This window comes from Limnohabitans sp. TEGF004, assembly GCF_027924965.1.
Taxonomy (GTDB): domain Bacteria; phylum Pseudomonadota; class Gammaproteobacteria; order Burkholderiales; family Burkholderiaceae_C; genus Limnohabitans.
On record NZ_AP027056.1, the window covers coordinates 1,674,520 to 1,693,627 of the forward strand.

At 56.2% G+C, this 19,108-nt stretch carries 20 protein-coding genes; 5 read left to right on the forward strand and 15 right to left on the reverse strand.

Annotation, left to right across the window (positions count from 1 at the left end; all coding sequences use genetic code 11):
* Window positions 1-1,425, forward strand: a complete 1,425-nt coding sequence (locus LINBF2_RS07960; protein ID WP_281888020.1) for an FAD-binding oxidoreductase — start codon at window positions 1-3, stop codon at window positions 1,423-1,425.
* Here LINBF2_RS07960 and LINBF2_RS07965 read toward each other — a convergent pair.
* The 3 genes from LINBF2_RS07965 to LINBF2_RS07975 are packed head-to-tail and all read right to left on the reverse strand — an operon-like array spanning window position 1,396 to window position 3,416.
* A complete protein-coding gene (locus LINBF2_RS07965) occupies window positions 1,396-2,073 on the reverse strand; it encodes a response regulator (RefSeq protein WP_281888022.1) in 678 nt (225 codons plus the stop codon). The genes LINBF2_RS07960 and LINBF2_RS07965 overlap by 30 nt on opposite strands.
* On the reverse strand, window positions 2,057-2,440 hold the full coding sequence (locus LINBF2_RS07970) for a polymer-forming cytoskeletal protein (RefSeq protein WP_104801124.1): 384 nt from the start codon (window positions 2,438-2,440) through the stop codon (window positions 2,057-2,059). The genes LINBF2_RS07965 and LINBF2_RS07970 overlap by 17 nt, the downstream gene beginning before the upstream one ends.
* Before the next feature lie 4 nt (window positions 2,441-2,444).
* The gene (locus LINBF2_RS07975) at window positions 2,445-3,416 is read right to left on the reverse strand and encodes a hypothetical protein (RefSeq protein ID WP_281888024.1); all 972 of its coding nucleotides are present in this window, start codon (window positions 3,414-3,416) and stop codon (window positions 2,445-2,447) included.
* 187 nt (window positions 3,417-3,603) lie between these two features.
* Between LINBF2_RS07975 and LINBF2_RS07980 the strand changes: the two genes are divergently transcribed.
* From LINBF2_RS07980 to xth, 3 genes are read left to right on the forward strand one after another with little or no spacing between them, the layout of a single operon-like run.
* A complete protein-coding gene (locus tag LINBF2_RS07980) occupies window positions 3,604-4,431 on the forward strand; it encodes a thymidylate synthase (protein ID WP_104801122.1) in 828 nt (275 codons plus the stop codon).
* 3 nt (window positions 4,432-4,434) lie between these two features.
* Window positions 4,435-4,923: a dihydrofolate reductase gene (locus tag LINBF2_RS07985; RefSeq protein WP_281888026.1), complete on the forward strand. Its 489-nt coding sequence runs from the start codon at window positions 4,435-4,437 to the stop codon at window positions 4,921-4,923.
* Between the two features lie 17 nt (window positions 4,924-4,940).
* Window positions 4,941-5,705, forward strand: coding sequence for an exodeoxyribonuclease III (gene xth / locus LINBF2_RS07990; RefSeq protein ID WP_281888028.1), 765 nt, complete (start codon window positions 4,941-4,943; stop codon window positions 5,703-5,705).
* Window positions 5,706-5,709: 4 nt separating this feature from the next.
* Here the strand turns inward: xth and ntrC are convergent, their stop codons facing one another.
* From ntrC to LINBF2_RS08040, 10 genes are all read right to left on the reverse strand, one after another.
* Window positions 5,710-7,248 (reverse strand): nitrogen regulation protein NR(I), encoded by a 1,539-nt coding sequence (gene ntrC, locus LINBF2_RS07995; protein WP_281888030.1) that lies wholly within the window; start codon window positions 7,246-7,248, stop codon window positions 5,710-5,712.
* 41 nt (window positions 7,249-7,289) lie between these two features.
* The gene (gene glnL, locus LINBF2_RS08000; RefSeq protein ID WP_281888032.1) at window positions 7,290-8,360 is read right to left on the reverse strand and encodes a nitrogen regulation protein NR(II); all 1,071 of its coding nucleotides are present in this window, start codon (window positions 8,358-8,360) and stop codon (window positions 7,290-7,292) included.
* Window positions 8,357-8,926: a hypothetical protein gene (locus LINBF2_RS08005; RefSeq protein WP_281888034.1), complete on the reverse strand. Its 570-nt coding sequence runs from the start codon at window positions 8,924-8,926 to the stop codon at window positions 8,357-8,359. The genes glnL and LINBF2_RS08005 overlap by 4 nt, the downstream gene beginning before the upstream one ends.
* A 71-nt stretch (window positions 8,927-8,997) precedes the next feature.
* Window positions 8,998-10,413: a type I glutamate--ammonia ligase gene (glnA, locus tag LINBF2_RS08010; RefSeq protein ID WP_104801117.1), complete on the reverse strand. Its 1,416-nt coding sequence runs from the start codon at window positions 10,411-10,413 to the stop codon at window positions 8,998-9,000.
* 224 nt (window positions 10,414-10,637) lie between these two features.
* Window positions 10,638-11,486, reverse strand: coding sequence for a molybdopterin-binding protein (locus LINBF2_RS08015; RefSeq protein ID WP_104801116.1), 849 nt, complete (start codon window positions 11,484-11,486; stop codon window positions 10,638-10,640).
* Complete coding sequence (locus tag LINBF2_RS08020) at window positions 11,458-12,333, reverse strand: EI24 domain-containing protein (RefSeq protein WP_281888037.1); 876 nt, start codon at window positions 12,331-12,333, stop codon at window positions 11,458-11,460. The genes LINBF2_RS08015 and LINBF2_RS08020 overlap by 29 nt, the downstream gene beginning before the upstream one ends.
* 22 nt (window positions 12,334-12,355) lie before the next feature.
* Window positions 12,356-13,336, reverse strand: coding sequence for a sterol desaturase family protein (locus tag LINBF2_RS08025; RefSeq protein ID WP_281888039.1), 981 nt, complete (start codon window positions 13,334-13,336; stop codon window positions 12,356-12,358).
* Window positions 13,324-14,103 (reverse strand): polysaccharide deacetylase family protein, encoded by a 780-nt coding sequence (locus LINBF2_RS08030; RefSeq protein WP_281888041.1) that lies wholly within the window; start codon window positions 14,101-14,103, stop codon window positions 13,324-13,326. The genes LINBF2_RS08025 and LINBF2_RS08030 overlap by 13 nt, the downstream gene beginning before the upstream one ends.
* Entirely contained in the window at window positions 14,103-15,062 is a 960-nt protein-coding gene (locus tag LINBF2_RS08035; RefSeq protein WP_281891307.1) for a beta-propeller fold lactonase family protein, read from the reverse strand. Before LINBF2_RS08035 ends, LINBF2_RS08030 begins: the two co-directional genes overlap by 1 nt.
* Window positions 15,063-15,176: 114 nt before the next feature.
* Window positions 15,177-15,920: a 16S rRNA pseudouridine(516) synthase gene (locus LINBF2_RS08040; RefSeq protein WP_281888043.1), complete on the reverse strand. Its 744-nt coding sequence runs from the start codon at window positions 15,918-15,920 to the stop codon at window positions 15,177-15,179.
* 72 nt (window positions 15,921-15,992) lie between these two features.
* Between LINBF2_RS08040 and LINBF2_RS08045 the strand changes: the two genes are divergently transcribed.
* A complete protein-coding gene (locus tag LINBF2_RS08045; RefSeq protein WP_281888045.1) occupies window positions 15,993-16,859 on the forward strand; it encodes an alpha/beta hydrolase in 867 nt (288 codons plus the stop codon).
* 11 nt (window positions 16,860-16,870) lie between these two features.
* Here LINBF2_RS08045 and LINBF2_RS08050 read toward each other — a convergent pair whose 3' ends face one another.
* The gene (locus LINBF2_RS08050; RefSeq protein ID WP_281888047.1) at window positions 16,871-17,494 is read right to left on the reverse strand and encodes a glutathione S-transferase; all 624 of its coding nucleotides are present in this window, start codon (window positions 17,492-17,494) and stop codon (window positions 16,871-16,873) included.
* Window positions 17,495-17,521: 27 nt separating this feature from the next.
* Window positions 17,522-19,066, reverse strand: a complete 1,545-nt coding sequence (garD, locus tag LINBF2_RS08055) for a galactarate dehydratase (RefSeq protein WP_281888049.1) — start codon at window positions 19,064-19,066, stop codon at window positions 17,522-17,524.
* Window positions 19,067-19,108: the final 42 nt, after the last annotated feature.

Consider the following 19,108-nt stretch of genomic DNA (forward strand, 5'->3'; position numbering starts at 1 on the left):
ATGCCCAATACCGCTTCGTTTGATTTGTTAAACAAACTGCGCCAGCTGCTGGGCAACGCTCATGTGTTGATCGAGGGTGACTTATCGGCCTACGAACAAGATTGGCGCAAACGCACGCATGGCAAAGCCTTGGCCGTTGTTCGCCCCGCCAACACCCAGCAAGTGGCGGATGTGGTCAAAGCCTGTGCCCAAGCGGGCGTGAGCATCGTGCCGCAAGGCGGTAACACCGGCTTGGTCGTCGGCGGCATTCCAGATGACACAGGCACACAAGTGTTGTTGAGCCTGCAGCGCATGCATGCGGTACGTGCGATAGATGCGGACAACCTCACCATCACGGTCGAGGCCGGTTGTGTTTTACAAAATCTTCAGCAAGCCGCTGAACAAGCGGGCTTCTTGTTTCCTCTGAGTTTGGGCGCCGAAGGCAGTTGCACCATAGGCGGCAACTTGGCCACCAACGCAGGCGGCACACAGGTGGTGCGTTATGGCAACACGCGCGACTTGTGCTTGGGGCTTGAAGTCGTCACCGCGCAAGGCGAGGTCATGCACAGCTTGAGCGGCCTGCGCAAAGACAACACGGGCTACGACTTGCGCAATCTGATGATTGGCAGCGAAGGCACGCTAGGCATCATCACCGCCGCCACCATGAAGCTCTACCCCATGCCAACCGTCAGCCTGACCGCTTGGGCTGCTGTGCCGTCAGTCGCACATGCCGTCAAGCTATTGAGCTTGGCGCACCAGCACTTAGGAGCAGGCTTGACTGGCTTCGAAATGATGGGGCAATTTGCGCTGAGCTTGGTCGACAAGCACTACCCTCAACTGCGCGTGCCTTTGTGGCAAGAGTCTCCCTACTGCGTGCTGCTGGAAAACTCCGACAGCGAGTCCGAAGCCCATGCCCGCGCACGGTTTGAGCATTTGCTAGAAGTCGCTTTTGAAGCGGGTTGTGTAAGCGATGCCGTGGTGGCAGAAAACCTCGGTCAAGCCCGCAACCTTTGGCACATCCGCGAGAGCATCACCCTCGCCCAAGCTGAAGAAGGGCTGAACATCAAGCACGATATTTCTGTGCCCATTTCATCTATTCCAGCGTTTGTGGCAGAAACCGATGCATTGCTGACGCGAGAAATTGTAGGCGTGCGTTTGGTGAACTTTGGGCACTTGGGTGATGGCAATTTGCACTACAACGTACAAGCCCCCGAGAACTGCGACACACGCGCTTTTTTGCACGAGAACGAAGACCGTGTGAACACGTTGGTCTATCAATCCGTGAAGCGTTTTGGTGGATCTATTTCTGCCGAACACGGCGTGGGCAGCATGAAGGTAGACAGCTTGCCAGATTACAAAGACCCTGTGGCTTTGGCCTTGATGCAGCAAGTCAAGCGTGCGCTTGACCCGCAAGGCTTACTCAACCCGGGCCGTGTCGTTCGCTAAAGCTTGGCGCGCAGGTGCGGGGAGATCCATGCCGATCAGCATGTCGATCAACTCAGGCAAGGTGCGAGCCGCCATTTTTTCCATCACTCGGGCGCGATGCAATTTGATCGTGGCTGATGCCCCTCCATCAATGGTGGCGATTTGTTGGTTGGAGTAACCACGCACCATCCAATGACAGACCTCCATCTCGCGGGGTGTCAGTCGTTTTAAACGTTCCGACACTTGCATGTTTTTATCAGCCTCCACCACGGCCTGTTCAGACATGTGCATGGCACGCTGAATTACATCCATCATGGCCTGCGCTGTGAAGGGCTTGAGCAAAAAGTCCACTGCGCCTTGCTTCATGGCAGTGATGATTTCTTCTGGGCGACTGTCACCGCTCACAAAAATCACAGGCACATGTCGCGCCAGGGTTTTAAGCTGCGATTGCAAACCCACACCAGTGGTACCCGGCATGCGCATGTCTAACAAAATCACAGCGGGGGAAGGCACCACAGGGTTTTGCAAAAATGCATCGGCACAGTCGTACAAACTCACGTTGTAGCCCACACGTTCAAGCATGGTGGCCAAGCTGCGACGGACTGAGGCGTCATCGTCGATCACGATGACATGACCCAATTTCTCTGAAATGTCAGCGCTGTTTGACATCTGTACTGCTCATCATTCCGTATAACTTCGCGCCATGCTCAATCGCCATAGTGGCGTATGAAATATTACCTTTGACATCGGCGCCAGCGTGCAACTCGACACGTCCGGTTGATTCAATATTGCCTGTGACCACGCCATTGACAACTGCTTGCTGCGCACTGATGTCACCTTCAACATGCGCTTGCGAAAGAACAGACAGTTGGGCATTTGGACTGCCATTCACATCAATATTGCCGACCACATGGCCTTTGAGCTGAACCACATCTTGTGACACGATATTGCCCACCACGACCGCAGATTGACCGATGATGGTTTTTTGAGTGGCGTCGGTTTGTTCAGACTGCCTGAACTTCATATGCTTAAACATAGGATTAGCGAGCGACAGTCATCTCAACCAGTTGCACGCGGCTAACTGTGGCGTCGGGCAAAGAAACACGCCCACCTTGGAAGAAGATTTGAACTTTTTGCAGGCTGGCGCTAGACACTTGCCACGGCGATACACCATAGACGCTGCGATTCTCACCGGCTTTGAGCTGCAACAGCGTGGCTTGTTTGTTGCCATCAACCACGCACACTTCTGCGTTGGCAGCACTTACCAAGTAAACATACCTGCCTTCTTTTTGAGCCACGAATGGTGACAACTGTGGCATAGCCTCATTGGAATGAGTGCATGCCCCCATTGTCTTGCTAGGCGCGGTTGGAGATGCTGCCACCAAAGCAGAAGCAGCCGCCACAGAGGCTGATGCCGCAGCGACAGCAGCCACGGGAACCGAAGCGGTTGTCACAGAAGGCGGCTCCACCGATACCGCGACAGCAGACACCTTGGGCGTTGGCGAAGCTGCTGCAAGCTCAGATGTTGCCTCCACCACACTCTGTGGCCCATGCAAAACAAACAAGGTCACCGCTGCCACCAATAACAGCAAGGCAGCCGTTGCTTGCTTGTGTTCTCTCAATTTGGCCAAACCAGCATGCACAGCATCGAACGCAGAATGGTTCATGGGCGGCTGCTCGCTCATGGCCACAATTTGATCCAACGTGGTCAAGTGCGCATCCGCAACCTTCGCTGCATCACGTAGCTCTTCTGGAATCTCGACAGAGGGTGGCTCTGCCCCCAAAATCATGAGCAAACGCTTATAGGCTTGGCGCTTGATGGACTCAGAATAAAACAGGCTGTCGCTATCGTCACTCTCGAGTTGGCGAACTTGAGCGACAGACAAACAAGCCGTGCGCGCCAACACAAACATATCCATGCCCGCAGCCTCACGCAAGGTGCGAAGGTAGTGAGGGTCACAGGTGTCATACACGCTGCGCTTAGGTTCTTCTGAATGGCCGTTGGGTGTCATATTTGACAGCTTTGTCACAACTTGTCTAAAAATAAAATCGTACTGTCGCCGTGGAAGCAATTGTCGTCAATACGCCGCTTGGCGTAGACAACTTAAGTATGCGTCCAAAGTAAGCAAGTCGGTATGCTAACGGACTCTAAGACGGCAGCGCGTAAACTCTGCAAGAGTTTTTTACCGAATTACCCTTATGCGCCCCATCCGCCGCCAATACGAAGACTTCATGCAACACGTGGACAGCCACGGCGTTGCCAAAACAGACCGCACGGGCACAGGCACGAAAAGCGTATTTGGTTACCAAATGCGCTTTGACCTGAACGAAGGCTTCCCGCTGGTCACCACCAAAAAGGTTCACCTGCGCTCCATCATCCAAGAGCTGCTGTGGTTTTTGACTGGGTCGAGCAACAACAACTGGCTCAAAGAACGCAACGTCACCATCTGGGACGAATGGGCCCGCGAAGACGGCGACCTTGGCCCCGTGTATGGCGTGCAATGGCGCAGCTGGCCCACACCCGATGGTGGCCACATTGACCAAATTCAGCAGGTCATCGACACCCTGAAGAACAACCCTGACAGCCGCCGCATCATCGTGAGTGCATGGAACGTGGCCGAGCTCGACAAGATGGCGCTCATGCCCTGCCATGCGTTCTTTCAGTTCTATGTGGCCCCCGCGCAAAACCCAGGCGACAAAGCCAAGCTCAGTTGCCAGCTGTACCAGCGTAGTGCCGACATCTTTTTGGGCGTGCCCTTCAACATCGCCAGCTACGCCCTGCTCACGCACATGGTGGCCCAGCAGTGCGACTTGGATGTGGGCGACTTCATCTGGACCGGTGGCGACTGTCACATCTACAGCAACCACCACGAACAAGTGGCGTTGCAACTCAGCCGCGAGCCGTTTGCCTATCCCACACTGCACATCAAACGCAAACCCGACTCCATCTTTGACTACCAGTTTGAAGACTTCGAGGTGTTGGACTACCAATGCCACGGCGCCATCAAAGCGCCTGTCGCCGTTTAAGCCATGGCTTTGAATTTGATTTTTGCGCGTGCGCGCAACGGCGTCATTGGCAAAGACAACACCCTGCCTTGGCACTTGCCCGAAGACCTCGCCCACTTTAAACAAACCACGCTCGGCCAGCCCGTCGTCATGGGCCGCAAAACATGGGAATCGCTGCCACCTAAATTTCGCCCTCTGCCCGGGCGCACCAACATCGTGGTGACACGCCAAACCGATTGGCAAGCCGTTGGTGCCGTCGTTGCACACTCGATCGAAGAAGCAGTGCAACACTGTCCTGCAGACGCCCAAGTGTGGGTCATTGGCGGCGCTGAGGTGTATGCGCAAGCCATGCCTCTGGCTTCACGTGCGGTTGTTACCGAAATTGATGCTGATTTTGAAGGCGATGCCTTTGCCCCTACCTTCGATGCCAACTGGCAAGAAACTGCACGCACCACCCACGTGGCCGCGAACGGCTTGAGCTACAGCCTCGTCACCCTAGATCGCACACGTTAAGCAAAGAACACTCACATATGCAACTCGCTACTTGGAACGTCAACTCACTCACCGTGCGCTTACCGCAAGTGCTGGACTGGTTGGCGGCCAATCCCGTTGATGCTTTGGTCCTGCAAGAAACCAAATGCACGGACGATAAGTTTCCGCAAGAGGCCATCGAGGCGGCAGGTTACAAGGTGGCATTTTTCGGCCAAAAAACCTACAACGGCGTGGCCCTGCTCTCGCGCAGCGAAGCCACCGATGTGGTGAAAAACATCCCCGGCTTTGAAGACGACATGGCCCGCGTGATTGCCGGCACGGTCGACAGTGTGCGCGTGATTGGCGCGTACTTCCCCAATGGCCAAGCCCCCGACAGCGACAAGTTTGTTTACAAAATGCGTTGGCTCGAAGCCTTGCAAAACTGGTTGCGTGAAGAACTCAAACAACACCCCAATCTGGTGTTGATGGGTGACTTCAACATCACCGTCGATGACCGCGATGTGTGGGACCCTGTGGCCTTGAAAGACACCATCCACTGCACCGTGCAAGAGCGTGACCACTTTCAAGCCTTGATTGACTTGGGCACACACGATGCCTTCCGCTTGTTTGAACAAGCCGAGAAGAGCTACAGCTGGTGGGACTACCGCGAGTTTGCGTTCCGTCGCAACCGTGGTCTGCGCATTGACCACATTTTGGTCAGCGATGCGCTGAAGGCATCGGTGCAAGCCTGCGTGATTGACAAAGCACCGCGTAAAAACGAGCGCCCCAGCGACCACACGCCTGTGGTTGTGAAGCTCGCTTAAAAATTCAATCGTCTAAACCCAGCTCTTGAATTTTGCGGGTGATGGTGTTGCGACCAATGCCCAACTTTTGCGCGGCTTCGATGCGACGGCCTCGCGTGTTGACCAAGGCTGTTTGAATCAAACGCGCTTCAAAACGGTTGACCAACACATCCCACACATCCGTGCGCCCTGCCACGAGCAAGCTCATGGCTTCGGCTTCCAGACCTTGCTCCCAATCTGCACCCGGCATATTGAGCACCACAGGCGCAGAGCCGTCTGACGAAGAAGGTGCAGCCACAGGCAATGCATGGTTCACCTCTTGAGGCACAGGTGCACTGAAACCTGAGGTGTCTTGCCCTGTGTGGCTGAGGGCTGCCAAGGCTTCCCCCGACAAGGTCACTTCAGGTGGCAAATCTTTGGGCTCAATCACTTGCGCCGGTGCCATCACGGTCAACCAGTGGCAAATATTTTCGAGCTGACGCACGTTGCCCGGAAACGAAAACTGGTTGAGCACCGTTTGTGCACCATCCGAGATACGTTTGGGCTCCACGCCCAATTGTTGTGCGCTCTGCTGCAAAAAGTGGCGCGTCAACGTGGGGATGTCTTCACGGCGCTCACGCAAAGCAGGCAAACGCAAGCGAATCACGTTCAAGCGGTGAAACAAGTCTTCGCGGAACACACCGTCTTTGACACGTTTCTCCAAGTCTTGGTGCGTTGCTGCAATCACGCGCACATTGGCTTTGATGGCGCTGTGGCCTCCCACGCGGTAATACGTGCCATCGCTCAACACACGCAGCAAGCGGGTTTGCAAATCAAACGGCATGTCACCGATTTCATCTAAGAACAAGGTGCCGCTCTCAGCCTGCTCAAAGCGGCCACGGCGCGTGGTTTGCGCACCGGTAAAAGCACCACGTTCGTGGCCGAAGAGTTCGCTCTCCAGCAAATCTTTAGGAATCGCCGCGGTGTTGATGGCCACAAACGGGCCTTTGTTGCCCGCATCACCACGGGGCGAATGTTTGTGCAGCGCACGTGCCACGAGTTCTTTACCCGAGCCGCTTTCACCCGTGATCATCACGGTCACATTGCTTTGACTCAGGCGACCAATCGCACGAAACACGTCTTGCATGGCAGGAGCTTGGCCCAGCATTTCGGGTGTGGCATCTTGTGCTTCGCTTTGCGCTTGCTCGCGTTGGCTTTCGTCCAAAGCGCGGCGAATCAGCTCGACCGCTTTGGGCAAATCAAAAGGCTTGGGCAGATATTCAAACGCACCGCCTTGAAAAGCAGATACTGCGCTGTCCAAATCGGAAAAGGCCGTCATGATGATGACGGGCAGCGAGGGCAAGCGCTCTTTCACTTTGGTGAGCAAATCCAAACCCGAACCACCCGGCATGCGGATGTCGCTGACCAAAATTTGCGGGCCGTCATCCTCGCTCACCGAGTCGAGCGCTTGCAGCACTTCGCGGGGGCTGGTGAAGCTGCGGGTGGGCAGGTTCTCGCGCAACAGCGCTTTTTCCAGCACGAAGCGAATTGACTGGTCGTCGTCCACAATCCAAATCGATTTCATCTCGGCACTTTCTGTTTCTAAGTTAGAGGCCACGCGAGGCTTCAGGGTAGCGGGATCAGAATTTTGAAATCTGTTCGCCCCGGCACACTGTCACACTCAATCAAGCCATGGTGCTGCTGTACAAAGGTTTGTGCCAAATTCAGCCCAAGGCCAGAACCGCCATCTCGTCCAGAAACCAAGGGGAAAAATAACCTGTCCTTGATTTCTTCCGGAATGCCGGGCCCGTTGTCTATTACATGCAATTCCAGTGCCAACCGATAGCGTTGTTTGCCAAAAGTCACTTGGCGGTTGATGCGTGTGCGTAAAACAATCTCAGCGTCACCTTCAGCGACTCGATCAGCCAAAGCTTGCGCCGCGTTGTGCACGATGTTGAGCACGGCTTGAATGAGCTGCTCACGGTCGCCACGGAACTCGGGGATGGACGTGTCGTAGTCGCGCACCATGCGCAGACCTTTGGGGAACTCCGCCAAGATTAGGCTGCGCACACGCTCACACACCTCATGGATGTTGACGTCGCCCACCACATGCGGGCGGCGGTGCGGCGCCAGCAAACGGTCCACCAACACTTGCAAGCGGTCGGCTTCGTGGATGATGACTTGGGTGTATTCGATGAGGTCTTTGCTTTCCACCTCCATTTGCAACAACTGCGCTGCGCCACGAATGCCCCCTAATGGGTTTTTGATTTCGTGGGCCAAGTTGCGAATCAGCTCTTTGTTGGCTTGGGCTTGGTCAATCAGGCGCTCTTCGCGGTCTTGACGGGTTTGCAGCTCCAGCGGCAGCAGCTCGACCAGCACCTCGCCTGCCACATCCGTGGGCGCCACGATGACGTGCACAGGCATGGGGTCTTGCAAGGGGCGGCGCAGCTGTGCGTCATAGCGCATGGTGGCAAACGCATTGGTCTGCGCACCTTGCAAGGCATTCTCAAACGATTGGGTTTCGTTGAAGTAGCTCGCCATGGCAGAGCCTTCAATGGTGCGGCGCGAGACACCCATCACATCTTCTAGCGCCGCATTGGCAAACACCACCACACCGTCGGTGCGCACCACAGCCACCAAGGTCGCCAGCAAGTCAAACGCTTGTGCGTAATTGGATTGAATCACCGGCAAGGTCATGGTTTGCTTCCAGTTTGAACGGGGACCGACAAGCGTGACAACTCGCGCTGCAGCCCTGCCAGATCAGCCTCTGTGCGTTGCAACGCACTGCGCAGTTGCGCGACACGGTCTTGGTATTTTTGCGGCTGACGGAACTCATCGGCGCGACGTTCAGGCTCACCGTTGTTCCACTCGCGCAGCAACCCGGCATGTTGTTGCTGTACTTTTTGCAATTCAGCTTGCAGCACAGCTTGCGCCTGTGTGTCGCGTTGGCGTTGTTCGGCGCTGTCGACCTTCGCTGAGCCTGCACTGGTGCCGCCGCTGGCATTCACTTGGGGAGATGCAACGGATGCGCCTTGCACACGCGTGCCTTCAATCACCGTCACACTGCCACCAGCCAAGGGCTTGCAGTTCGCCGCAGGGTCGGGTTGGTTGGTATAGGCGTTGCCGCAGCGGTAAATACGTTGCTGCTCAGACGAAGCACATGCTGGCCACGCGAACAAAAGTAGGGCCAAACAAAAGCCTGGTAACAAAAGATCACGCACAACGCGATCAAACAATAAAGAGTGGCGCAACAAAGATGTCATCACTTCATAACAGTTGAAACAAAAAAGGACGGCTTGCGCCGTCCTTTGATTGCACGTGTCGTTGCAACGAATTACAGCGAGTAGTACATGTCGTATTCGACAGGAGACACTTCCACGCGGCTACGGGTGACTTCTTGCATCTTCAAGTCGATGTAAGCGTCGATCCATGAGTCGGTGAACACGCCGCCTTTGGTCAAGAAGGCACGGTCTGCATCGAGGGCTTCCAAAGCTTGGTCCAAGCTAGAGCACACGGTTGGGACCAATTTGTCTTCCTCGGGTGGGAGGTGGTACAAATCTTTGGTCGCTGCTTCGCCTGGGTGGATCTTGTTCTCGATACCGTCCAAACCAGCCATCAACAAGGCTGCGAAGCCGAGGTAAGGGTTGCACAATGGATCTGGGAAACGCGCTTCTACGCGGCGACCCTTGTCGCTGGCCACGTTAGGAATACGGATCGAAGCAGAACGGTTCTTGGCAGAGTAAGCCAATTTCACTGGGGCTTCGAAGTGAGGCACCAAACGCTTGTAGCTGTTGGTACCTGGGTTGGTGATGGCGTTCAAAGCACGTGCGTGCTTGATGATGCCGCCGATGTAGTACAGCGCCAAGTCTGACAAACCAGCGTAGCCGTTGCCTGCGAACAAGTTCTTGCCGTCTTTCCAGATGGACTGGTGCACGTGCATGCCAGAACCGTTGTCGCCAGCGTAGGGCTTAGGCATGAACGTGGCGGTTTTGCCGTAAGCGTTGGCCACGTTGTGGATCACGTACTTTTGCAGCAATGTCCAGTCAGCGCGCTCGACCAAAGTGGAGAACTTGGTGCCGATTTCGCATTGACCTGCGCCAGCCACTTCGTGGTGGTGCACTTCAACAGGAATACCCACGGACTCGAGGATCAGCGACATTTCGCTGCGCATGTCGTGTGTGCTGTCAACCGGAGGCACTGGGAAGTAGCCACCCTTGACACGGTTGCGGTGACCGCTGTTGCCGTTGTCCATCTTGGTGCCGCTGTTCCAAGGCGCTTCGGCTTCGTCAATGGCGTAGAAGGTATTGTTTGGCTCAGTGCTCCATCGCACATCGTCAAACAAGAAGAACTCTGGCTCTGGACCAAAGTAAGCGGTGTCGCCCACGCCAGATTGCTTGAGGAAGGACTCGGCGCGCTTGGCGATCGAACGTGGGTCACGCTCGTAGGCCTTACCGTCTGTGGGTTCGATCACATCACAGATCAACACAAGGGTCACTTCTTCAAAGAAGGGGTCGATGATCGCGCTGCTTGGATCAGGCATCAACAACATGTCAGAGGCTTCGATGCCTTTCCAACCAGCAATAGAAGAACCGTCAAACGCTTGACCTTCTTCAAACTTGCTTTCGTCAAACTGCGACACGGGCGCAGTGATGTGCTGCCACTTGCCACGGGTATCGGTGAAACGGAAATCAACGAATTTGACTTCGTTCTCTTTCACCATTTTGATTACGTCTGCGACGGTCTTGGCCATCAAGTTCTCCTGCTGGGTAGTTGGGTTAAAAAGTGTTTCGAGGTTTGAGAATGCAGTTTCTGTGCCAGCGTTTGCCAGCAGCAAGCTTCATCAGCTCTACCGTCAAGTCGCGTATTTTGCACCGAGATTGGCGCAAATTAACTCAAGATGCCCATTACGCGCATCAAACACAGAAAAACAAAATGCTTTATTTTGGTGCAATCTTGCACCAAAATGGTTCATTGTTATTTTCGCACCAATTCAGGGCCTAACTTCAAGCCAAACGGTTGAAGCCCCGTCAGCATCGCCGAATAAGCCTGAGTCACGATTTCAGGTGCGCCCTTGACGCCCAACTCGATGTGACGCCCGTGCACTGGGTGATCCACGCTTGGCAAGCTGAACACTTTGACACCTTCGAAATCACGCTCCAAGGCTTCCATCAAGGGCGTCAGCGTAGCCTCCATCGAGCCGTAGACGACAACAGACTGCTCAATCCAAGCCTCATGCTGAAACAGATGCGGGTAATGTGTGTCGAGCACCCATGCCATCATGGGCCACGCCATCACGGGAAAGCCCGGCACAAAGTGCACCACGCCGCCACCTGCACCGTGGCAAGTGAAGCCTGGAATCTTGTTGTACGGATTGGGGATGATGCTGGCTCCCACGGGGAACACACCCATGTTGAGGCGGTGGATGTTGTCGTGGCGGTCGGGTTCGTAGGGCACGCCCTGCTCTTTCGCCGTGTCTTGCATGCGTTCACGAATCAAGGCTTCGGCTTGCGGGTGCAGCACGATGTCTAGGCCCAATGCCTTGCCTGCACACTGACGGGTGTGGTCGTCAGGCGTGGCACCAATGCCGCCGCACGAAAACACAATGCTGTGGCTCTCAAAAGCACGGGCCAGTGTGCGGGTGATGCGCTCGGGCGAATCGCCCACGTAGTCCGCCCAATCCAGCGACAAACCACGCGCACTCAAAAGCTCAATGAGTTTGGGCATGTGCTTGTCGGCACGCTTGCCCGAGAGAATTTCATCGCCGACGATGATGAGGCCAAACTCTGGCCTGGCTTTAGATGCTGGAGGTGGGATTTGAGTCATCACCCAATGCTACCGTGGGCAGCGGCACCGAGGCGCCCATCACCACAGTGCCCGACTCGGCACGCAGGGCTTCCAGCGCCGCCAAGCTGTAATGCGTGAACCAGAGCGAGGTGAAAGCAAACACCAAGGCGTAAATCCAAATGGCCAGTGGAATGAGCACCAAAAACGCAGCGGCAAACACAGCACCCGATGCCCACACCAGGCTTGGCAGCGCACCCATGTAGCCTGTCAGCAGACCAATCGTCAACAAGCCGATGCGGTGCTGGCGGCCAATGGCCAAGCGCTCTTCGCGACTGGCATGGTTGACCAAGGCATCAAACACCATCACGCGGTAGCTGAGCCACCCCCAAATCAGCGGAGGCACGATGAACATCAAAGGTGGTACCGCCCACAACGGTAGCGAAATGAACATGGCCACCATGGCGATCAGCGTAGAACCCACGGTCCAAGCCAAACTGGTCAGCGTGGTGCCGCCATGCTTGAGTGCCAAATGTGCAAAGCGGCGTTGCACCACGAGGTCGACCAAAGCAGGGGTCATCATCAAAGACACGGCCAATAACGAGATGACCACCAACACGGGCGTGATGGCAAAAATCACGACCAGCGGTATGACCACCGATTGCAACTCGCCTGCGCCCTGCTCTTGCAACCAATCGAGCATGCCTTGCAGCACCTGCCACGAGGCCAACATCTCGCGCACCCAGTCTTGGGTGGGCGACCAATAGAAATACCCCCAACTTACCGACAACACCAGCAACATGGCCAGTGGCAGCAGTGACAGGAGCATCACGCGCGGCATCAAGCAATACGCCAGTGCACGCCAAAAAGAATCCAAAAACAAACGCATGCCAAAAGCATACCGCAGCTATTTAACGTGCGGAAGAAAATCCCAAGGCTTGCATGAGGCGTTTGATACCCAATCGCTGCTGCGACCAGAAACCTTCGCCGTAATCCACCCCCTGCTCCACTTGATCGCGGATGCCGGTGGGCTCAAAACGCACATCGAAGTTAGCGGTTCCAAACAAGACATCCCACCATGGCAGCAAGACACCAAAATTGTGTCCACCTAGAACCGTCTTGACACCTTGAGAGGACTCATGCCCCAGCCCAACCGCGTGGTGCAAGCGATGAAAGCGCGGGCTGACCCACAAGCGCTCGCCCAACGCGCCAAAGCTCACGCGCAAATTGGCGTGTTGGAAATTTTCAAACAACTGGGTGATGGCCACCACCGCCACAAACTGCGTGGGCGCAATGCCTATGAGTTGCGCGATGCACACCCAAATGACAGCGCCCATCAAGTCATCCAGCAAGTGGTTGCGGTTGTCGGTCCACTGCGTCATCTGACGCTGCGAGTGGTGCAAGGCATGTAAAGCCCACCACCAGTTCCACTGGTGCTGCGCGCGGTGCAGCCAGTAATTGACGAAGTCAAACACCACGAGGTACAGCACAAAGCTGGTCAGCGGGCCATCGGTCACACCTGGCCAGAGGTCTTCCAAATGGAACGTCCCCACGCCCTGTACACGCAGCTCGCCCAGCAAGGTGTCCAACACGGGCTCGACCAACAAAAACAGCACCACGCGAAACAAACCCAAACGGTGAATCAGGGTGTAAATCACATCGGTATAAATGGCAGCTTTATGGGTCACCGCTTCAACCGGACGCCAACGCTGCAGAGGCCCAATCACACCCACCATGAGGGCGATTTGAATCAAGCCCACCAACAACCACCCCGTGCCATCAAACACATCTTCCAAACGATTGCCCAACCCCACCGCAAACGCGATGGGCTGCATCACGCTTTCATACAAGGCGGCTTGCGCGTTGGCAAATAAGTCGATCAGCGTATCCATGGTTTGAATTGTGGATGCTCTTTGAGTGTGGCAAAGCAAAACCCTTTGGCTTTGAGGCCTTCAATCAACGGCTCCAGCACCGCCGGTGCCCATGGGTCTTGGCGTGACCAAATGCCCAAATGCGCCATCAAGATATCGCCCGAGCGGATGTTGCTTAATGCGCGTTGCAGCAGCATGGCGTTGGGAAATTTATCGCTGGGCAGCTCGTCGCCCAAGAAGCCTGCATCCGCCCACCCCACATGGGCAAAGCCACACTGCTTAGCAGCGATCAACAACGAGGGAGAGGTTTTCCCGCCCGGTGCACGAAACAAAGGCAAGGGTTTGACACCTGTGATTTGCTCCAAACGCGTGTTGGCCAGTTGCAATTGGTCACAGTAACGCTGGCTGGTCCACACCTCGGTTTGACCTTTGCTGGGCCCTGCTGTGGGGCGCATTTGCCAGCTGCCGCGTGGCAGGTCCGAGCGCCAGTACACATGGTCAAAGGTGTGCGAAGCGAAGGCATGACCCTCTGCGCCACGTGCCTTCCACCAAGGTGCCCAATGCTCGCCCAGCGAACCATCGCCTTCTTTGGTGGCTTCATTGGCTGCGAAGAAAGTGACTTTGACGTTGTGACGGTTCAACACCTCCGCAATCAACGGCGCCACACCCATGTGGCCTGTGTCAAACGTGAGGTATAGCGGCTTGTGACAAGGCGCAGCCGCGTGCGCCACATGTGCAGCGATGCTCAGTGAGGCTAAGACAACCCAACGCAAGCAACGCATCAACATCAATACCGTTTGGCGTGGTCCAAAGTCCAAATGCCGTGAGGCGATTTGCCGACTTTGACTTGGCGCACGAGCTGGCCTGTGGCCGTATCAATCACGCTCATTTTTTTGATCCAGCGCGAGGACACGAACAACAACTTACCGTCTGCCGTGACCTCCATGCAATCAGGTCCGCCAGGTGCAGCGAACTGCATGACCGACTCTAAGCTGAGGTAATCGATTTTGTTGATGGTGTTGGCCACACGGTTGCCCACAAACACATGGCGACCATCACCCGCCGCACGGAAGGCATGTGCGCCTGCACCGGTGGGAATGGTTTTGAACAATTTAGGCTGAGCACCCGACACGTCAAACACCTGCACATGGTTGTCGCCTGTGAGTCCCACCAACAGGTATTTGTCGTTGGGTGTGCCAAACACGTCGGCAGGCATTTCACCTGTTTTCATGCGCCACTTCAACGTTTGCGTGGCCAAATCGACAGCCACCAACTCATTGCTGTCTTGCATGGTGGCGTAGGCCGTGGTGCTTTTGGTGTCAATCCAAATGTGGCTGGGTGTTTTGCTGGATGGAATGCGCTTGGCCAGCGTCAACTCTTTGCCGTCCCAACGGTAAATGTCGATGTGGTTCAGGCGGTTGGCCACCGTGACAAACCATTTCATGTCGGGTGAAAAACGCAGCTGGTAAGGGTCCAAGGTGCCACGCACCACGCGTTGCACTTCGGCGGTGCGTGGATCGATGAAGGTCAGTGAATCGCCACCCGCGTTGGCCACAATGACCGAGGTTTCATCGGGCGTGAGGTAGATGTGATGCGGCTCTTTGCCCGTGGCGATGCGACGGGTTTCTTTCCATGTGGCGGGGTCAATCACGCTCACATTCGCGTCTTGCGAATTCAGCACAAAAATTGGGTTACCGGCTTGCGCTGCAGGGGTTGCCGCCAACAGCAGCGCGCTGGCAAAAGCCAGCGTTAAACGTTGAATCAAAAACACAAAAAACACCTTGAAAAATCTACTCTCAGTGTAACGAGCCAAGCTACGCAAACCTGCGCAAAGGGCACAAGCCACAAACGCGGAATGAAATTAAGCGTTTGTAGCTAGCAGCTTCAACTCGTCAGGGCTGATCCAACGCCACTGACCCGGCGCCAAATCAGCAGGCAATGGCATGGCACCAATTTGCGAACGGTGCAGCCCCACCACTTTGTTGCCCACCGCGGCCAACATGCGTTTGACTTGGTGGTACTTGCCTTCGGTCAAGGTCAGGCGCAGATGGTGCTCGGCCACCGCCACACACGCTGCGGCTTTGACGGGCTTGGGCGAGTCGTCCAACACCACACCATCGAGCAAGCGTTGCACTTGTTGGTCGTCCAGCGGGTCGTCCGTGGTCACCTCATACACCTTGGGCACATGGTGGCGCGGTGAGCTCATGCGGTGAATCAGCGGGCCGTCGTCGGTCAGCACCAACATGCCCGTGGTGTCTTGGTCCAAGCGCCCCACCGCTTGCACGCCTTGCACCGCGCTTTTTTGCGGACGGTAGCGCAAGGGTGGTGGCAGCAAGGTGTACATGCTGGGCCACGCCGAAGGCTTGTGCGAACACTCGTAGCCTGCGGGTTTGTGCAGGAGCACATAAGCTTTGGCGTGATACGGCCACACCACGCCTTGCACCGAGTACTGCAGACCTTCATGCACGTCGATGTCTTCCAGCGCATCGTCACAGGTGACCAAGCCCTCGCCCACATCGACCTGCACATAGCCTTGTTGAATGAGACCCGCGCAAATACGGCGCGTGCCAAAACCTTGGGAATACAAAATATCTTGCAATTGCATACGTGCAATCGTAAACGCTGAGCACTAGCCCATCGGCGCATGGGCACAATCATTGGATTCACAAGGCACGCCATGACACCCTCTTCGCACTACCTCCACTGCCACGGCTTTGACTTGCATGTCACCACATGGGGCGATGCATCGCAACCCGCCGTCATTGCATGGCACGGCTTGGCCCGCACGGGCCGTGACTTCGATTGGTTGGCCGAGCAGCTGTGCAACGACTATTACGTCATCTGCCCCGACACAATTGGCCGAGGCTTGAGCCAATGGGCGCGCGACCCAAAAGAAGACTACAGCTTTGTCACCTACACCCACATCGCATGGGACATGTTGCAAGCCTTGAACATCCCTCAAGCCCACTGGATTGGCACCTCCATGGGGGGCGCACTTGGCTTGGTGTGCGCGGCGGGTTTGGTACAGCCTGGCTTCAAAGCGCGCATTCGCAGTCTTTTGCTCAACGACATCGCACCTGAAATTTCGGTGGCCGCTGTCGATCGCATCAAAGCCTATGCAGGCCAGCCTCCTGCGTTTGACACCGTGCCTGAGTTAGAAGCGTTCTTTCGCGCTGCCTATGCGCCCTTTGGCGCACTCACCGATGCGCAATGGCGGCACTTGAGCGAAAGCTCCACCCGCCGTTTGCCGGATGGCAGCGTGACACCGCACTACGACCCCCACATCACCCAACAGTTTTTCCGCGAAGTACCCGAGTACCCCATGTGGACCGAGTACGACACACTCGATATGCCCGTGATGGTGATGCGCGGTGCAAATTCAGATCTGATTTCCCCCGACACCATCCAAACCATGCGCACGCGCGGCCCAGGGGCAAAAGGTTTGCTACGCACGGAAGAGATTGCCGGTTGCGGCCATGCGCCTGCATTGAATGTGCCTGCGCAATGGCAATTGGTGAGAGATTTCTTGAAAGCGAGCCGCTAAGTCGGTCAAGGTTAAGTTTGCGGCGACCCCCACAGCGGGTGCTTGTGCATCACGGCAGCAAAGGCCTCTGAGTTTTCAAACGCCACCAGCCATTGCGCCAATTGCGGCCAAGGTTGTGCATCAAACCATGCACGGTCCGTCCGCGCAAACTGCCGTACAAACGGCGCCACACAAGCATCCAACCAGCCCCACCGTTGACCAGACAAAAACGCTTGGCTCTGCAAACGCACATCAAGCGTCAACAACCACGCCGCCGCTTCATCGCGGTGACGCGCCCCTTCCGTCAAGCCAAACCGTTGCGGGTATTTGTAGCGGTCCAAGTTGGCTTTGAAATTCCCATCAAGGGTGGCAATCATGTTTTGCGCATCGCTCAACGCCTCTGGCGTGAGGGGCAACCATCCGTGTGGGTCGCTTTGCTTCAGCGCCCACCACATGATGTCCAAGCTTTGCTCTAACACCTTACCTGTCGCCAAACACAACACAGGCACGGTGCCTTTGGGCGACACCGCCAACATCTCAACGGGCTTGGCCTTCAGCGCGACTTCACGGTGTTCATACGTCACACCGCTGGCAACCAGGGCCAAGCGTGCGCGCATGGCGTAGGGGCAACGGCGAAAAGAATAAAGAATGGGCATCACGCCAAGATTGTTGCAGCCCTGGCCTTAAGTCACAGGCGCGGGGTTGAACAACACCAGCGCGTTGTGTAACTTCCAATGTTCAGCCCATGTCTTTTTGCGGCCACTGGCCACATCGAGCATGAGCTGAAACAGCTCAGTGCCCACCTCTTCAATCGTCTTGGTGCCATCGGCAATGGTGCCGGCGTTCACGTCCATCAAGTCATGCCAGCGACGGGCCAAGTCTGTGCGCGTGGCCACTTTGATGACAGGCACCTCCGCCAAACCATAAGGCGTGCCACGCCCTGTGGTGAACACATGCAAGTTCATGCCTGCGGCCAATTGCAGCGTGCCGCAAATGAAATCGCTGGCTGGCGTGGCAGCATAAATCAGGCCTTTTTGTTTGAGCTTTTCACCCGGCGATAACACGCCCGAAATCGGCGCAGAACCCGACTTGACGATTGAGCCCATGGCTTTTTCCACGATGTTGGACAAGCCACCTTTTTTATTGCCTGGCGTGGTGTTGGCACTGCGGTCTGCGCGGCCACGGGCCAGGTAAGCGTCGTACCACGCCATCTCACGAATCATGGCCTCAGCCACTTCGGGCGTGGTGGCACGTGAGGTGAGTTGGTCAATGCCATCGCGCACTTCGGTCACCTCTGAGAACATCACGCTCGCGCCAGCACGCACCAACAAATCGGTGCAGTAGCCCACCGCTGGGTTGGCGGTCACGCCCGAAAACGCATCGCTGCCCCCGCACTGCACGCCCACCACCAGTTCGCTGGCAGGCACGGTTTCGCGGCGGCGCGAGTTCAGGCGTTCGAGATGGCGCGTGGCGGTTTGCATGATGTCGTCGATCATGGACATGAAGCCCACATGCGCATCGTCTTGCAGACACACCACATCGAGGGCTTCGCCACGTTGGTCGTTGATGGGAATGGCACCCGGTGGCATCAAACGCTCAGGTTGCAGTTTTTCGCAGCCCAAACTCACCACCATCACCTCACCGCCAAAGTTGGGGTTGAGGCTGATGTTGCGCAGGGTGCGAATGGGAATTTCTGCTCCATCGGCATCAATGGCCACACCACAGCCATAGGTGTGTTCAAGGCCCACCACGTCATCCACATGGGGGAACTTGGGCAACAACTCGGTCTTGATGCGCGCCACAGCAAACTCGACCACGCCCGACACACATTGCACGGTGGTGGTGATCGCCAAGATGTTGCGCGTGCCCACCGAACCATCGGCATTGCGGTAGCCCTCGAAGGTGTAGCCCTCCAGCGGCGGCAAGGGTTCAGGCTTCACGGTGGCCATAGGCAAGTTGTCCAACTCGCGAGCGGAAGGCATTTGGAGCAAACGCTCATGCACCCAGCTGCCCGCAGGAACGTCTTTCAAGGCATAGCCAATGGCAATGCCATAGCGCAGCACGGCACCATTCGCAGGAATCTCCACCAACGCCACCTTGTGCCCTTGGGGCACAGCGTCACGCAAGCACAAGCCATCTGGCAATGCCGTGCCTGCTGGCAAACCACCGTGGTTGGCCACAATCGCCACGTTGTCTCGGGGCTGCATGCGGATGGTGAGTGGGGTCATCAAGGTCTCCTATCATTCGGCTTCGCATCGAAACCTTTACAA

Bases quoted from the DNA above. Each gene is read 5' to 3' on its own strand.
- LINBF2_RS07960 (WP_281888020.1), top strand. From the start codon at position 1: ATGCCCAATACCGCTTCGTTTGATTTGTTAAACAAACTGCGCCAGCTG.
- LINBF2_RS07965 (WP_281888022.1), bottom strand. From the start codon at position 2,073: ATGTCAAACAGCGCTGACATTTCAGAGAAATTGGGTCATGTCATCGTG.
- LINBF2_RS07970 (WP_104801124.1), bottom strand. From the start codon at position 2,440: ATGTTTAAGCATATGAAGTTCAGGCAGTCTGAACAAACCGACGCCACT.
- LINBF2_RS07975 (WP_281888024.1), bottom strand. From the start codon at position 3,416: ATGACACCCAACGGCCATTCAGAAGAACCTAAGCGCAGCGTGTATGAC.
- LINBF2_RS07980 (WP_104801122.1), top strand. From the start codon at position 3,604: ATGCGCCCCATCCGCCGCCAATACGAAGACTTCATGCAACACGTGGAC.
- LINBF2_RS07985 (WP_281888026.1), top strand. From the start codon at position 4,435: ATGGCTTTGAATTTGATTTTTGCGCGTGCGCGCAACGGCGTCATTGGC.
- xth (WP_281888028.1), top strand. From the start codon at position 4,941: ATGCAACTCGCTACTTGGAACGTCAACTCACTCACCGTGCGCTTACCG.
- ntrC (WP_281888030.1), bottom strand. From the start codon at position 7,248: ATGAAATCGATTTGGATTGTGGACGACGACCAGTCAATTCGCTTCGTG.
- glnL (WP_281888032.1), bottom strand. From the start codon at position 8,360: ATGACCTTGCCGGTGATTCAATCCAATTACGCACAAGCGTTTGACTTG.
- LINBF2_RS08005 (WP_281888034.1), bottom strand. From the start codon at position 8,926: ATGACATCTTTGTTGCGCCACTCTTTATTGTTTGATCGCGTTGTGCGT.
- glnA (WP_104801117.1), bottom strand. From the start codon at position 10,413: ATGGCCAAGACCGTCGCAGACGTAATCAAAATGGTGAAAGAGAACGAA.
- LINBF2_RS08015 (WP_104801116.1), bottom strand. From the start codon at position 11,486: ATGACTCAAATCCCACCTCCAGCATCTAAAGCCAGGCCAGAGTTTGGC.
- LINBF2_RS08020 (WP_281888037.1), bottom strand. From the start codon at position 12,333: ATGCGTTTGTTTTTGGATTCTTTTTGGCGTGCACTGGCGTATTGCTTG.
- LINBF2_RS08025 (WP_281888039.1), bottom strand. From the start codon at position 13,336: ATGGATACGCTGATCGACTTATTTGCCAACGCGCAAGCCGCCTTGTAT.
- LINBF2_RS08030 (WP_281888041.1), bottom strand. From the start codon at position 14,103: ATGTTGATGCGTTGCTTGCGTTGGGTTGTCTTAGCCTCACTGAGCATC.
- LINBF2_RS08040 (WP_281888043.1), bottom strand. From the start codon at position 15,920: ATGCAATTGCAAGATATTTTGTATTCCCAAGGTTTTGGCACGCGCCGT.
- LINBF2_RS08045 (WP_281888045.1), top strand. From the start codon at position 15,993: ATGACACCCTCTTCGCACTACCTCCACTGCCACGGCTTTGACTTGCAT.
- LINBF2_RS08050 (WP_281888047.1), bottom strand. From the start codon at position 17,494: ATGCCCATTCTTTATTCTTTTCGCCGTTGCCCCTACGCCATGCGCGCA.
- garD (WP_281888049.1), bottom strand. From the start codon at position 19,066: ATGACCCCACTCACCATCCGCATGCAGCCCCGAGACAACGTGGCGATT.